The 15,390-nt window shown below is 34.6% G+C and carries 9 protein-coding genes and 1 pseudogene; 6 read left to right on the top strand and 4 right to left on the bottom strand.

Features of this window, described 5'->3' with window-relative positions; genetic code table 11:
• The 5 genes and pseudogenes from RT261_RS18870 to RT261_RS18850 form a co-directional block, all read left to right on the top strand.
• A pseudogene (locus tag RT261_RS18870) lies at nt 1-1,388 on the top strand (hypothetical protein); the annotation flags it as partial.
• A gap of 389 nt (nt 1,389-1,777) precedes the next feature.
• Complete coding sequence (locus RT261_RS18865) at nt 1,778-2,341, top strand: GNAT family N-acetyltransferase (RefSeq protein WP_313134676.1); 564 nt, start codon at nt 1,778-1,780, stop codon at nt 2,339-2,341.
• Nucleotides 2,342-2,865: 524 nt separating this feature from the next.
• Nucleotides 2,866-4,068 carry a tetratricopeptide repeat protein gene (locus tag RT261_RS18860; protein WP_313134675.1) on the top strand — a complete coding sequence of 401 codons (1,203 nt, stop codon included), beginning with the start codon at nt 2,866-2,868 and terminating at the stop codon, nt 4,066-4,068.
• 88 nt (nt 4,069-4,156) lie between these two features.
• Entirely contained in the window at nt 4,157-5,401 is a 1,245-nt protein-coding gene (gene hflX, locus RT261_RS18855; protein ID WP_313134674.1) for a GTPase HflX, read from the top strand.
• A 223-nt stretch (nt 5,402-5,624) separates the two neighbouring features.
• Nucleotides 5,625-7,478, top strand: coding sequence for a hypothetical protein (locus RT261_RS18850; RefSeq protein WP_313134673.1), 1,854 nt, complete (start codon nt 5,625-5,627; stop codon nt 7,476-7,478).
• 142 nt (nt 7,479-7,620) lie between these two features.
• Here the strand turns inward: RT261_RS18850 and RT261_RS18845 are convergent, their stop codons facing one another.
• The 4 genes from RT261_RS18845 to RT261_RS18830 form a co-directional block, all read right to left on the bottom strand.
• Complete coding sequence (locus RT261_RS18845; protein WP_313134672.1) at nt 7,621-8,223, bottom strand: helix-turn-helix transcriptional regulator; 603 nt, start codon at nt 8,221-8,223, stop codon at nt 7,621-7,623.
• A 51-nt stretch (nt 8,224-8,274) separates the two neighbouring features.
• A complete protein-coding gene (locus RT261_RS18840; protein WP_313134670.1) occupies nt 8,275-9,732 on the bottom strand; it encodes a response regulator transcription factor in 1,458 nt (485 codons plus the stop codon).
• A gap of 95 nt (nt 9,733-9,827) precedes the next feature.
• Nucleotides 9,828-11,543 (bottom strand): sensor histidine kinase, encoded by a 1,716-nt coding sequence (locus tag RT261_RS18835; protein WP_313134668.1) that lies wholly within the window; start codon nt 11,541-11,543, stop codon nt 9,828-9,830.
• A 35-nt stretch (nt 11,544-11,578) separates the two neighbouring features.
• A complete protein-coding gene (locus RT261_RS18830; protein WP_313134666.1) occupies nt 11,579-13,462 on the bottom strand; it encodes a beta-N-acetylhexosaminidase in 1,884 nt (627 codons plus the stop codon).
• A 282-nt stretch (nt 13,463-13,744) separates the two neighbouring features.
• Here RT261_RS18830 and RT261_RS18825 point away from each other — a divergent pair, with 282 nt between their 5' ends.
• Nucleotides 13,745-15,301 (top strand): extracellular solute-binding protein, encoded by a 1,557-nt coding sequence (locus RT261_RS18825; protein WP_313134665.1) that lies wholly within the window; start codon nt 13,745-13,747, stop codon nt 15,299-15,301.
• The last annotated feature ends 89 nt before the right edge of the window (nt 15,302-15,390 follow it).

Raw genomic sequence — 15,390 nt, 5'->3', positions numbered from 1 at the left:
AGACCGATCCGGGAGAAACTGATCCGGGAGAAACGAACCCAGGAGAGACCGATCCGGGAGAAACTGATCCGGGAGAAACGAACCCAGGAGAGACCGATCCAGGAGAAACAGATCCAGGAGAAACGAATCCGGGAGAGACGAAACCAGGAGAAACGGAACCGGGAGAAACCGAACCGGGAGAGACGAAACCAGGAGAAACGGAACCGGGAGAAACCGAACCGGGAGAAACGAAACCAGGGGAAACGAATCCGGGAGAAACCGAACCGGGAGAAACGAATCCGGGGGAAACAAATCCAGGGGAAACTGATTCGGGAGAAACAAATCCAGGGGAAACAAAGCCGGGAGAGACGAAACCAGATAGTACAACAGTTGTGGAAAATGAAGTAAGCAAAAATAATGTTACAACCAATACAAAGATTACTACAATATATAATAGTAAAACGGGACAAACAACAACTACGAAAGTAACTATCAGTAAGAATTTAATTAGCAAAGAATCTGTAAAATCAACGGAATACACTATTTTAGATAGTAAAGGAAATGTAATAGAGCGTTCCGTGCTAAAATATGAGCTTGATAATAAAGAAAATATCAAGTTGACAAAAGTAAATATAACAGTATCAGAAAAGCTTCTGCAATCGGCACAAAGAGAAGGACGTAATATATCGATAGAGATCAAAGACCATAATGGTAAGAAAGTTGCCGAATGGCTGATTAGCAAGAAAGACTTAGATCTGGCATCCAAAAACCTAAAAGATAGTAAAGTATCTTTTACAATTAGTAATGTAAAGGGACATAAATCTATATCATTAAAGGATAAGAATCAAAAAGGTTTAGTTGTAGAGATAGGTGATAACAAGATAAAAATATCTTCTCAATTAAAGATTTATGTGAAAGATACCAATACCTTAAAAGCAGGTAAAAAGTTCTACTTGTATCAGTATAATGATAAAAAGAATAAATATGAAACAATTCCTTATACCTCAAAGCTGGCAGTAGATAAAGCGGGTTATGCTACGATACCGGTATTTGAAGGAGGAGAATATGTATTATTATCTAAAAAGGTAGCTGCTAAAGAACAATTAAGTCTATTAAGCCGTATTACAGTACCACGTAATTCTTATTCAATAAGTAAGGGTAAAAAGCTGGAGATAACACCAAAGATACCAAATACCTTAACGCTGACCAATAACCTTTTTGATAAATCAGTACCAAGTATTAAAGGAGCTGTGGTAATTAACTATAAGTCCAGTAATAAAAAGGTTTTGAAGGTATCAAAAGATGGTACAATAACAGCAGTAAAGAAAGGAAAAGCAACGGTTACACTTAAAGTAGAGTTATATTCAAGAAAAACAAAAACCATAAAAGTTAATATTGAAGTTAAATAAATCTTAATTTAATCCACAGAGTGCCATACTGCTCTGTGGATTTTTCTACAGTGGAAAATGGGAATTAAACCCGGAAAAAGCAGCATTTTACTCCCGAAGGTGGACAACTATTTTTTAAAAGCAAAACCATTGAAATGAACATATGTAATAGAAGTTACCTTTCAGTACTGATTCGAACAATTGTTTGTATGTTTTCAATTTATATGCTATAATAAATCATAAAACATGGAAGGATTAGTTTAAATGTCAACAGTAGCTATCAAAGGAACAAGTATGCGTTTCTTGTGCTATAGATAGAAAGGGCAATCTTTAGGTGAAATTGCTATATTAGGCAGATAATCAAACTAAACTGAGATTTAATCGAAAAGATATTTAAAGGAGAAGAAGATATGCTTAATGTTTATGAGAATGTACCAAAATTTGAAAATGAAAATTTTTTATTAAGAATGGTATCAAATTATGATATTGATAGTTTATTTAAGGTTTATTCAGATAAAAAAGCGGTTCCTTTTTTTAATAGCGATAACTGTCATGGAGATACATTTTATTATGATACTATTGAAAAAATGGAGAAAGCAATTGAATTCTGGTTGTATTCATATAAAGAAAAATATTTTGTTAGATGGAGTATTATTGAAAAAAGTACGAATGTAGCAATTGGTACAATAGAACTTTTCCATAGAGATGCAAATGACTATTTTACCAATACGGGATTACTCCGCTTGGATTTAGCAAGTGATTATGAGAAAGAATCTATCATTGAAGATATTTTAAATCTTATCATTTCTGATACGTATGAGCTTTTCCAATGCGATAAAATTGCAACGAAAGCAATTCCAACTGCAATTGAACGTATACAGGCATTAAAAAATTGTGGTTTTATACCAACCGATAAATTTCTAATTGGCGGAGATGGAACAGAATATAATTCTTACTATGTGTTAGAACGATAAATTATAATGATGAAATTCGCATCTTTATATATTGCATAATAAAAGAAGACCAATTTAGCAGAGCATTTTATGCCCTGCTAAATTAATATCATTCTTTACCATATGTTGTGACATTCTTATAATGAAGTTAACCTATTTGATTTGAAGATTATTTTATATTAAGATGATTGAAATAGACAATGGGAGAAAAGACTATGACTATAACTCTATTTGTCTTGCATTTATAATGGCTACAATCTATAATATTACTATGTTCATTTTTCCCAGGTTTTGAGAAATAGAAATATTATCTTATAAGAAAAGACTCTCTTTTAAGATTGATACAGCAAGCCTAATATACAAGTATAAAGCGGAAACTGCTCTTTCATAAGGTTAAAAGGCAGCGCCATATTTGTATGCAATGTGGAAAGAAATATAAGGTTGAAAGAAAATAAATATAGAAAGAATGCCACGGTGTGATTCCTTCAACCTATTTATTTGTGGCTGTATCGCATCTGCAGATGTGATATGCAATGAGTATAAAAATGAAAAAGAATTTATTAAAGGGTGCATTGATATTTTCAATGGTTATTTTACTTAGCGGATGCAGTGGGAATTCAGCCAACAAATTATATAAAGAAGGACTGAAATATATAGACAATGGCAATTATAAAGAAGCAGCTTCTAATTTTTCCAAAGCGATAGCATTAAAGGAGGATTGTGCGGAATATTATATTGACTATGGAATGACTTTAATCATGCTAAATGAGAATAAGGAGGCAATTCTAAACTTTGATAAGGCAATTTTGGATAAAGAAAATGTAATTGTAAACAAAAATAACAAGTTAGCATACCGGGGAAAAGGGATTGCCTATTTTAAATTATTTCAATATAAAGAAGCAATTGAACAATTTGACAAAGCGCTTTCGCTTAATGAATTAAGTAATTTAGATGAGGACATCTTATACTACAAAGGAAGTGCAGAGGAAAAGTCAGGTCTCTACGAAGATGCAATTAAAACATATACCGTACTGATAGAGAATAGTCCGTCAGATGATACTGCATACAATAGTCGTGGATATGCTTATGGGAAACTTCATGAATTCGATAAAGGGCTTGCAGATTACGATAAAGCAATTTCTTTAAAGAAAAATAATTGTAATCACTATTTGGGAAAATACTTTTTACTTATGGAAGCTGACAAAAAGGAAGAGGCACACACTATTTTAAAAGAAGCTGCCAGCATAAAAGGTGAAACAGAAGAAGATAAGTTTAATTTGGCAAAAGTTCATTATTACATGGAAGAGTATGATTTGGCAATAAATGAATTCAGCAAGGCATTTGAAGGTGGTTTTGAAGAATCCTATTACTATCTTGGCAACATTTATGAAAGAAGAGAGGATTATAAAGAAGCTGTTGTTAATTATCAAAAATATATTGAAGCAGAAGATATTTCAAAGACGGCCTTAGTGTATAATCAGATTGGTGCTTGTCTTTTAAAATTAGGAAGATATAGCGAAGCATTGACTTATATTCAGAATGGATTGGAATACCAAGATAAAAACTTGGAACAGCCATTGAAAAGAAATGAAATTGCCGCTTATGAAAAGACAGGTGATTTTGCTAAGGCTTACCATCTTATGGAGAACTATGTAAATCTGTATCCAGAAGATAAAGAAGCTCTAAAGGAATATGAATTTTTAAAAACACGACTACCAGAAGCAAGCAATATAAAAAATGAAAAATAATAATGGATAAGGGAAGATTGAAGTTCCTTTAACCGGAGATTTGTGCTACATGCAAGTTCTCCAAACATTGAAAGGAGCATGATTATATATGGCTGAAATGTATGATATAAAGGAAAATGAAGAACGTTTAATCTTAGTTGCGGTTGCAACACAGGATGGGGATGATACGGAAGAATCTTTAGAGGAACTGGAGGAATTGGCTAAAACAGCAGGAGCTGTAACAGTAGCCAAAGTCATTCAAAATCGTGAAAGTGTTCATCCGGGAACTTATATTGGTAAAGGAAAAATTGAAGAAATACGCATCTTAATAGATGAATTAGGGGCTACAGGTGTTGTATGCGACGACGAACTATCCCCTGCGCAGCTAAAAAATCTGGAGGATGCTCTGCAAGCCAAAGTTATGGATCGAACCATAGTTATATTGGATATATTTGCACAGCGTGCCACTACCAAGGAAGGTAAGATACAGGTTGAATTAGCTCAATTAAAATACCGCTCTACAAGATTAGTAGGAATGAGAAATTCAATGTCAAGGCTAGGCGGCGGTATCGGAACCAAAGGTCCCGGTGAAAAGAAACTGGAAGTAGACCGAAGATTAATTCGTGACCGAATCTCCCAACTAAAAAGGGAGCTTAGTGATATGCAGCAATCCAGAGAAATTGCAAGAGGTTTAAGAAATAAAGGAGGAATTCCAATTGTTGCTATAGTAGGTTATACCAACGCCGGTAAATCTACCCTATTAAATTTTCTAACCAGTGCAGGGGTATTAGAAGAAGATAAATTATTTGCAACCCTGGATCCAACAACAAGAAATCTTGAACTACCCAGTGGTCAGCAGCTGCTGCTAACAGACACCGTAGGTTTTATCCGCAAATTACCCCATCATCTAATTGAAGCCTTCCGAAGCACCTTAGAAGAAGCTAAATATGCAGATATTATCCTTCATGTGGTAGACAGTTCCAATCCTGCTGCCTACAAACAAATGCACGTAGTTTATGAAACCCTGGAAAACCTGGGCGTAAAAGATAAAACCATTATTACCGCCTTCAACAAGCAAGATAAACTTGGTTCTGACCCGGTAATGAAAGATTTTAGAGCAGATAAAACCGTCAAAATATCAGCGAAACAAAATACCGGTATTGATACATTACTAGAGCTTTTCGAAGAAGTATTAAGAGACAGAAAAGTCCTGATGGAAAAAGTATTCTCCTACAACGATGCTGGTAAAATCCAAATTGTAAGAAAATACGGACAACTTATAGCTGAAGAATATCAGGAAGACGGCATTTACATTAAAGCATATCTTCCAAAAGATATTTATACGGGGCTATAGACAAATAAAAAAATATTGTAATAACGTACAACTCAATGTCGTTCATATTTCCGGTTAGGGTGGATTTATGAACGGCATTTTTGAATTTCATAAATTAATTTATTATAAACATAAAACCAGCTATTGTATCAACTCCGATTTTATTAAAATGTACATCTTAATATGAAAAGTTTTACAGCTATATGTAGAATTTTAATACAATACCTACATTAAATCCATTGAAGTGAATTTTAGTAAAGAATATTATCCGGGTCATCCATTATATCAAAACAAAACGGTGGGTGGAGAAGATTATTATGCAGTAAATCATGAAATCGATATCGAATTGCCAGGAAGACCATCTGGAGCAAAAACAGATATATCCTTTGATTATGCATTATGTAACACTTGGGTGGGCGAAAATGAAGATGAATATACCACCAATTATACCAGTTTGGTACAAGCGCAAGATGATGGAAATTGGCATACCTATCGCTTCGATTGGCATACAGGCGATGTGGATGAACAGGCACGGGTAGAATTTTACTTTGATGATGTATTGACCGAGACAAGTTATACTAATATTCCTACCAATTCGGGAAGGTTTTGGATTGCAGCTTGGTTTCCAAATGAGTGGGCAGGAGTTCCTGATTTTGATATCTCAGTCTTTGAAGTGGATTATGTGAAAATCACACCATTTAATGAGAGCGGTGATCGATTTGTTACCGGATTAGCAGATCCATATATTGCAGATATTAGTGAATACCCATTAACAAATGCAGTAGAGGGACTGAACCCACCAGCAAATTTGAATGTTACAGTTGTAAATGAAAAAGAGATTACAGTAACCTGGGACATGGTCGAAGGCGCTGAAGCTTATGATGTAGATCAAAATGGAGTAATAACATCCGATGTGACCAGCCCTTATGTAATAACAAATCTTGACAATGGTACTTACGCTTTTAAAGTAAGAGCTAAAAATACAGATAGTACAAGTAGCTGGAGCGTCGTAAGAACAGCAACAATCAGTATCAATAGTGAAAATTTGCTGACAAATCCTAATTTTGAGGATGACCTTTTTGGTTGGCCAAATGGAGTAAATGCATCAATAGAGCAAGTAGGGGAAAACAATGCAGCAAAGATTACATCCACTGAGTTAACGGGTGTATTAAAGCAGGTGGTAACTGGACTTCAGCCCAATACTACCTACACGCTAACGGGCGATATTGTCAAATGCGATACTAATGTATATGGCTATTTAGGTGTTACTGATTTTGGAGGAAATCCAATAGAACATGGAGGAAATATAGCGAAGCAGATAGCACCATTTACCTTCCGTACAGGTGCTGCCAATACCGCAGCAACCATATATCTATCCGTATATAAGAATCAGAACGGATCGGTGTATTTTGACAATATATTATTAACAGGAGAGAGAGGAACGGAGGATGAGTTAGGAATACCAGTATTGTCAGCAATTCCTGACGGAAATCAAGTTACTTTAAGTTGGACAGCAGTGGAGGGCGCTACAGGCTATGATATCGATAGAGATGGTGTAACTTTTTCAAATGTTACAAGTCCATATCTCATATCAGATCTTATGGAAGGAACGTATTCCTTTAAAGTGAGAGCAAAAAATAATACAGCAACAGGAAATTGGAGTGGAGTGCAGACTATCACCCTTCGGTCCTCAGATACAAATCTGGTACAAAATCCAAACTTCGATTTTGGTCTAAATGGATGGGTGGATTCGATCAATGCCACGGTTATTGAAGTCAATGGAAATAATGCAGTGAAAATAGTTTCTACCGATGTAACAGGATTACTTCGGCAGGTAGTTACAGGTTTACAACCCAATACAACCTATCGTTTAAATGGTGATATTGTCCAATGTGATGCAAATGTATACGGATATTTAGGTGTTTCAGATTATGGTGGCAGTACCATAGAGTATGGCGGCAATGTTCCGAAGACAATTGATTCAATTACGTTTACCACAGGAGTCAATAATACCACAGCAACAATTTACCTTTCAGTATATAAAAATCAAGGAGGAGAGGTATTCTTTGATAATATTTCATTGATACCTGTTTCCTAATTATGAAACGATAAATTCTATTATAATAAAAACATCTTGCTGCTCCTATGTGTGTAGCAAGATGTTTTTATATTAGCGTTTATTAAGATAGATTTACTGGAAGTAATAATAGATAAGTATCCATGTATCCATAAAGGAGGAACTAGGGAGAAGAATATAATAGAGATTTTTTAAATAGCTCTTGCCGGTACTCGCTAGGTGTTTTATTTACATTCTTTTTAAATATTTTCAAAAAGTAAAAATAGTCATGGTATCCTATCTTTGTGGCTATTTCTTCAATTGTTAAGTTTCTTTCCTGTAATAATTCTTTGGCCTTATTTATTCGTAAATCAGTCAGATATTTATTAAAATTAATTCCGGATTCCTTTTTAAACAACTGACTTATATAACCAGGATTTAAATGGCTGTAAGAAGCAATGGTTTTTAATGATATATCTTTGTTATAGTTTTCATTGATATATTCTATTATGTTCCAATAATGAATATTTGGAATACAAGTTGGGATTCTGGCTGTAAATAGATTATTTGGAATCAGCTTCGTTAATTCTTCCAGAACTTCGGCAGGCATAGTGTTATCCCCAACGGATACCGCTACATATAAGGAGGTATCCACAAGACCATAGTTATGCAGAAATTCAGTAACACGCTTCTTTTCATCTATGTTTTTGGTATCGATTATATTATCATAGGTAATACGCGATAAAATATAATAACGCTTATCATCAGTGATGCATAGTTGATACATGATTAACCTCCCTGTATGCTAAAGTAGACTATAATAAACATCTGTTAATAGTTAAGTTAATATATTTTTTAGCAGCCTTTGCTCTTGTTCCCTATATTGGGTTGGTGTCATTCCAGCTTCCTTTTTAAATAACTTGGAAAAATAAAAATACTGTGTATAACCAACTTTTTCACATATAACAGAGATTGGTTCATTGGTTTTCGCCAATAGATCTTTCGCATAATTAATTCTTAAGTCTTTTATATAATTGGTAAAGGTAGTGCCCAATTCACGCTTAAAGACCTGACTAAGATAGCTAGGATTTATGATGTAAGTTTGACAAATTGCTTGAAAAGATAATTGATTAGTAAAATTTTGGTGGATATAATCAATCACTTTTTTAAAGGTGTCATTTTTAATTAAATCAAAATTTATATTATTATTTACATAATTATTATTGTTTAGAAATACAATCAAATATGAAAACATTGAATCAATATCTGGAAAATCACGGAGCAATTCAATGGGGGTGCGTATGTAATCCTCAAAATAATTACCATCCAGACGATATAATAAGGACATGGTTATATTATAAATCTTTATCACATCATGTATGTTTCTATCGTTTACAGGATAGAGAGTGGCATAGTTCTTAAGTAATGAGACCACATTACGAGAATTATTTTTACTGGCCTCACCACTAAGCAAATCAATATAATCTGTTTTGGATGTTTCTTCAGTAACAGCAAAATCGCCTTTTGTAATATCAATTGGATGGTGATAATAGGAATAAAGGCTGTTAAAAAGTCTCTCCAGATCCTGATAAAAATCTTTTGTAATAGTAGTTGGAAGATAACAGAAGTTTTTAATCTGATCTCGTAAAAACTTTTGCTTAATCCGTTGTCGAAAGCCAATGCTATTTAAGAATGTATTATCTTCGATTATATAGATATAAGTATCCAGTTCACACTGTATTTTATAATAATGAACATATCCTTCAAGTTCATGACTAATATCGCAGATACTTGCAGCCAGAGTAATCTGTTCGGCACAGTTTTTTACTTTCTTTAAATAAGTAATAAAACGAGAGATATTGATTGAAGAGGGATTATAAATCATGGAATGAAATAGCGTATTAAAATAAAACTCTTCTTCGGATAATATCTCTTCAATTTGATTTAGCATGGCATGAATTTCATCATCTTCTAATGGTTTCAGGCAATAGTTTATAGCTCCTAAAGACAACGCTTGCTTGGCATAGGAGAATTCCTCATAACCGCTTATGATTACAAACTTTATCTGGGGCTGTTTCTCTAAAATTGCTTCCATTAATTGGAGACCATCCATTTCAGGCATTCGGATATCCGTAAATACAACATCCGGTTTTAATAATAATATTTGTTCTAGAGCCTCTTTGCTGCTTTGAAAGGTTGCGATTACTTCAAAATTAGTGGAACTCCAATCAAAGGCCAAAGCTAAACTGTTCAAAACCATTTTTTCATCATCAACCAATACGACATGATAGCCCATATTAACCTCGATTCCAGTGCTTTCGCACCATTTAATAATGGCAGTAATTTTGTGTTCCAATATAAATTGCCAGTTGAAATAATTTGTGTTCTAACCTAATTCTCTTCCTGTGTTTGGTTTGGAAGTGTTAGAGTAAAAGTAGTTCCTTCCGCTTCCGAACTCGTGGCAGAGAGGCCATAGCCTTCTCCAAACAACAATCGAATTCTTTCATTCACATTATAAATACCAATTCCATGTGATCCATTTTGAAATAACATAGAGGAGGTAGATGCTAATTCATTTTGTATTTTTCGTAACTCCTCTGGAGCAATTGGAAAACCAGTGTTATTTATCTCTATGATAATATGGTTATTTTCAATATAGGCCCTAATGCGAAGACGGGAGGGCTCCAAGGTTCCTTCTATTCCGTGAACAATTGCATTTTCAATCAAAGGCTGGAGAATCATCTTTGGAATAGTAATATCATAGCAATTTGGATTAATTTCATATTCTACGTAAAAACGGTCTTCAAAACGCATTTTCTGTATACTGATATAGTTACTAACAATTTTAATCTCATCCCGGAAGGTTACATTGTCAGCACCCTTAATGCTGTATTTAAATATTGTTGCAAGAGATTTTGTTGCTGATACTATTTCAGGCTGTTTATGTTCTGCTGCAATTCCTTTAATACATTCTAAGGTATTGTATAAAAAATGAGGGTTTATCTGGCTGCGAAGATGAAGTAATTCAGCCTGTTTTTTTTCAAGTTCTATTTTAAACAGATGGTTGTTAGTAGTAATTAAAGAATTTGTCAATGCATCAATTTTCTCCAACATTTCATTTGTCTCTTTTGATACTATCATAATTTCTTTATAGCCATCCAAATGTACATGTTTTTTTAAATCTTCCAAATCTCCCTCTTTTAACGACGAAATAAAGTGAACCAATTTATGTAGGGGAGATATGATATTAATAATTAATAGTATCCATAAAATTAATATCATTAAGGTAATTAAAAATAAAATCATACGATGAAAGTTCTGTACACTTAAAAGTCCATATATGGTGTCTTCTTGCTTTCGAAAGGAAATAATACTTAAACCACAACGCTCCACTTCGGTTATTTGATAATCTTCATCGGAAAGATCCGATAGAAGAGGAAGGGAACTGTCGCCATTGGTCCAAAATATATGCTTGGTATGATCCATAATATAAAAGACAGAGTTGGTTTTGTTGTAATGCTTGGCACTTTGATCCAGAAAGGCTGTATCATTTAAAACCAAATAAACGTCTCCAATTTTTTGATTCACTTTAATATAAGTACTAATCGAATTAATTGGATAATGCATAACGAAATATGCGCTTTTTAGTTGTTGGTTATATTGGATTGGACTAAGTTCAATGGAATTTACTCCAATATAATTTTGGGGAAGCTCATAATTGGTATCAATAAGCGAATATTGGTTTCCAAGGTTATCTCGTATAATAACATCAAGAATATGGGGATTTAATGTCATTACACTGGTGAGATTTGTGATCATTTGCCTATAATACTGGTATTTCATCTCATAGGAGGATTCCAATAAAAAATTCTGTACATCTGCGTGGTAAGAGACGAATTGTATTATTTTTGATAAAAAAGAATGGTTGGATATTATTGTCTCTTCCAGTTGATAAATAATTTCGTTGGTGTAATCCTTGCTCTTGTTTTCATAGAACTTCTCGGCAGAATGAGTATAATACAGGAGATAAGAGGAAAATACAATAACCGTGATTAATGTTAATATGATGATTTGAGTAAAGAGCCTAAGTTGTTGGAATTTTCTCATAATGTATACTCCCTTATTTTTCAGACCATTGTTCGTTAAATACCGGCAGCATTGCCTGCTGTTATAATTCTCTCCCATAAATTACAAAAAGGCAATTCTTTTTTTGAAGAACCGGTATAGGTTAAGCGAGTTTCCTCCAATTCTGCTAATGAATTAATCTGTGAATCCAAATACATTTGAATTCGTTTCTGGACTGAAGTCAATCGTGTCATAATTCCTCCGAATCGAATGTCAATCACTTCATAACCAAAGGGTTTATTTTCCGAAAACCATAATTCTTCCCTAGCGTCCTTTAATATCCTTACATATGAGATACAGGTTGGAATATCCTTAAGGATAATTAGCTCCAATGTATTCTTGTCATTGGAATGATAAGCTTCATATATCCGATTACCAAGGTCAGCCTTTATGGACAATACCTTAGACAGGGTATGATAATAATGAAGAAGGGGTTGGCCATATTGCAGGAAGGAGCCTAACTTGTCCGAAAGCATATGATAATAGTTACCTAACTGATAGTCTTTAATTTGCTCATCAAATAAGGCAATAAGAGGATCTTGATAAAGGCAATATTTGGATGGGTTTGGTACATCCAGTGTATCTTTCGGTAAATCAGGATGTGTGTCCAATGCGTCGATAAACATATAGGCATTATAAGGGATACCGGTCAGAAAGAATAATCTCTCTTTCATTTCCACCAGGGAAGGGGAATTTGAAAAACCATGTTCTGCAAAGTATAGTACGGAGGGCAAACCAGCCTCATGGGGAGTCTCTGCACCAGCATCCTGCCACATAGTACAAATGGCATTTTGAATGTTAATTTGCTTACAGGCGTTTAGTCCGCACTCGGTTGTATGAAAGGCTTTCGTAAAATTAGGTACAAGGCCATTCCAAATCCAACCACCGCCAGCAAACCAGCAACCTGGATCCATTTGCTGGTGCAATCGAAGGAACTTTTCATAAAATGCGGTGTCATGATGATAGTAATCCCAATAGGTAAGGTGCAAACAATCAGAGGGAAGTTTTATATGGCTCAAGTCCAGATTGTCTGGCATATCATAATAATCACCCGTGGGGGAATTAATACGAAAGAACATATCACTCCAAATAATACTTTCTAACTGCAGTTCCTCACAAATGGATTGGACACGGTTTAGATGTGTCATCATCAAATCCTCCCGATTTGTAAATCCATTATCATGCAAGTATTTACCAAGGCCAAGATAATGTGCTTCATCCATACCAAGATGTATTCGCTTGCTGCGGAATGGCTCAGAAGCAGAACGAAGGATCTGTTGAAGAAATTCGATTACATGAGGTGATTCCACATATAGAATATCCTCAGTATCGGTTAATGCTGACATCGCTTTCCAACGCAGAGCACAGCGAAGATGAGCCAGTGTTTGAATACATGGAATAATTTCAATGCCAAATAGATTGGCATAGTTATCGCATTCCATTAATTCGGATTTGGTATATTTTCCGCGATATGCACCGAAGTAAGGATAATTCTCTACTTCATAAGTATCTTCCGTATATAACATTAATACATTCATTCCGATAGAAGCAAGGAAACGAATGTATTTTTTTATTGAATCCACCGTAAGAACAGCATTTCGGGAACAATCTAACATTACACCAAAGGAATGGAAGTAGGCATTCTTTTCAATATGAAAGGGTGTTAATTTCTCGGTTTGATGAAGTCTTTGCAAAAGAAGCATAAACCCAAGAAAAAAGTGTACCTTCTCTTTGCTTTTGATTACAGCAACGGACCCATTAAAATCAACTTCGATGAGAGAAGAGGAAGAGCATTCTGCTTCTACCTTGATGGTGCAGGGGAGGGTCTTGGTGGCATATTGTTTAATAAGTTCCTCAATACCTTCTTTATAAGGCATAAGGGAATCTGATATTTGAAACATAGTTTACTCCTCATTTCATCAATTTTATTAGTTTTATTATATAGTAGGGAAGGTTAACAAATCAAGGGATTTTAAGTTATTGCAGTATTATATAAAGGTAGGTCATGCTGGAGAATTTCAACGGAAAAAAACTAAAGAGAAGACATGATTCACTAAATACAGTACCATATTGTATTACGGCTTTTTTGTTATATAATAAGATAGATACACCAATTGATTTAAATGAAAATAACGGAACTGAGTTTATAAAGCGAAATCAGAAAAAGGGTGGAGGAAGCTGATATGAGCAAGAGAGGAAAAAATATTTTTGGTTTAGGATTTATTCTTACTGGAGTCATTTGCCTTGTAATTATCATTTGTTTAATTCAGCAGAAACCCAATACTGACAAACCGAATCGGAAAGAGGATGGTATACTCGAGAAAGAGGAAGATAGGATAACCATTCGGATTGGGATGTGGGATATTGGCGACTACCTAACGGGAGATGAGGTCTTATCTTATATTGAAGATAAGTTACATATAAAACTGGAGCCAGTGAATGTGAACTATACCAACTGGACACAGGAATATCAGAAGATGGCCGCTTCCAATAGCCTGCCGGATATTATTGTTCATGATATTGTTGGCTCCGCCACCTATTCTGCATGGGTCTCTCAAGGTAAAATTCAGCCTGTCCCATCGGATTTAAGCGCGTATCCTAATTTTGAAGCATATATGAATGGAGAGTACATACAAAATTTTCAAGAGAAATCAGGTGAACTATATTTAATCCCCAGATTAACCTATCCAGATGAGAAATTGTGGGCATTGGATCGTTGCATAGTAATGAGAAAGGATTGGCTCAGTCAGCTTAATATGGAATTACCTCAATCCTATGAGGAATTAAAAGCTGTCTTAAAAGCATTTACGGAAAGTGATTTTGACGGTGATGGAGAGTATAATACTATCGGTCTGGCTACTGAAAACATGAACACTCTGGAAGCCATTTATCTTAGTATATTTCCGGAACTATCCAATGTGGAACGAGGATGGATGAAGGAAGAGGGGAAGTGGATACCCGTCTATGCCTCTAAAAGAACAGGGAAGGCACTATCTTACACAAAGGAGTTATATGATCTTGGGCTGTTAGACAATGAATTTGCCTACCGAACTATAAAAGAAGCATTTTCCTTATTTACAGATGGGAAAGCGGGAGCAATATCATGTCAGTATTTTAATCTCTTAAAACACTGGAAAACCATTGATAACAAAAAAGATTATCTGGATAAAATCGTTGTTTTAAAACCATGGCCGGCAGAAGACGGCAACGCTTATTGTTTTACATCCAGCCTTCATTGGTCTGAACTCTATCTGAATGCTCAAATTGAAGATGAGAAAATGAATAAAATATTAGAATTATTTGATTTTCTATTATCGGAGGAAGCGAAACAATTATTTTATCAACAGAATGATTCGAAATGGAGAGAAAATAATCCTTCCATTGAAGCACTTTCCACATTAGTAAGTTGGAATCAAGAAGAAATTTATAATAAAACCAAAGCCTCCATTGAAATATATGGGGAAGCGAACATAGATTATGCAATAGAATTAATGAATTGGTATCAAGAGAATACGGAGAGCGTCCATTATAACAATGATATTATTTTCACTAGTACCCCATCCAAATTATTATTACCAACCTATCAGGAGATTAAAGATGATATGATTCGAGTAGTCGTTGGAAAGGAACCGGCAGAGGAAGGGTGGGATAAAGTATTAGAAAAATACCGAAGTGAGACACCATTGCGCCAAGCCATCCATGAGGTAACGAAATTAGCTGAACTGGAAGGAATTGAATAGGAAAAACAGAACATTCCATGAGAAAGAAATTCAAATGTGGAGTGTTCTTTTTTTGTACAAAGAGCAGTTATGCAACACAAATTATAAGA

The sequence above is a fragment of the Anaerocolumna sp. genome (genome assembly GCF_032079385.1).
Lineage (GTDB): Bacteria > Bacillota > Clostridia > Lachnospirales > Lachnospiraceae > Anaerocolumna.
The sequence above is the reverse complement of the archived record's forward strand: the minus strand, read 5'-3'. Positions and strand labels throughout refer to the sequence as shown.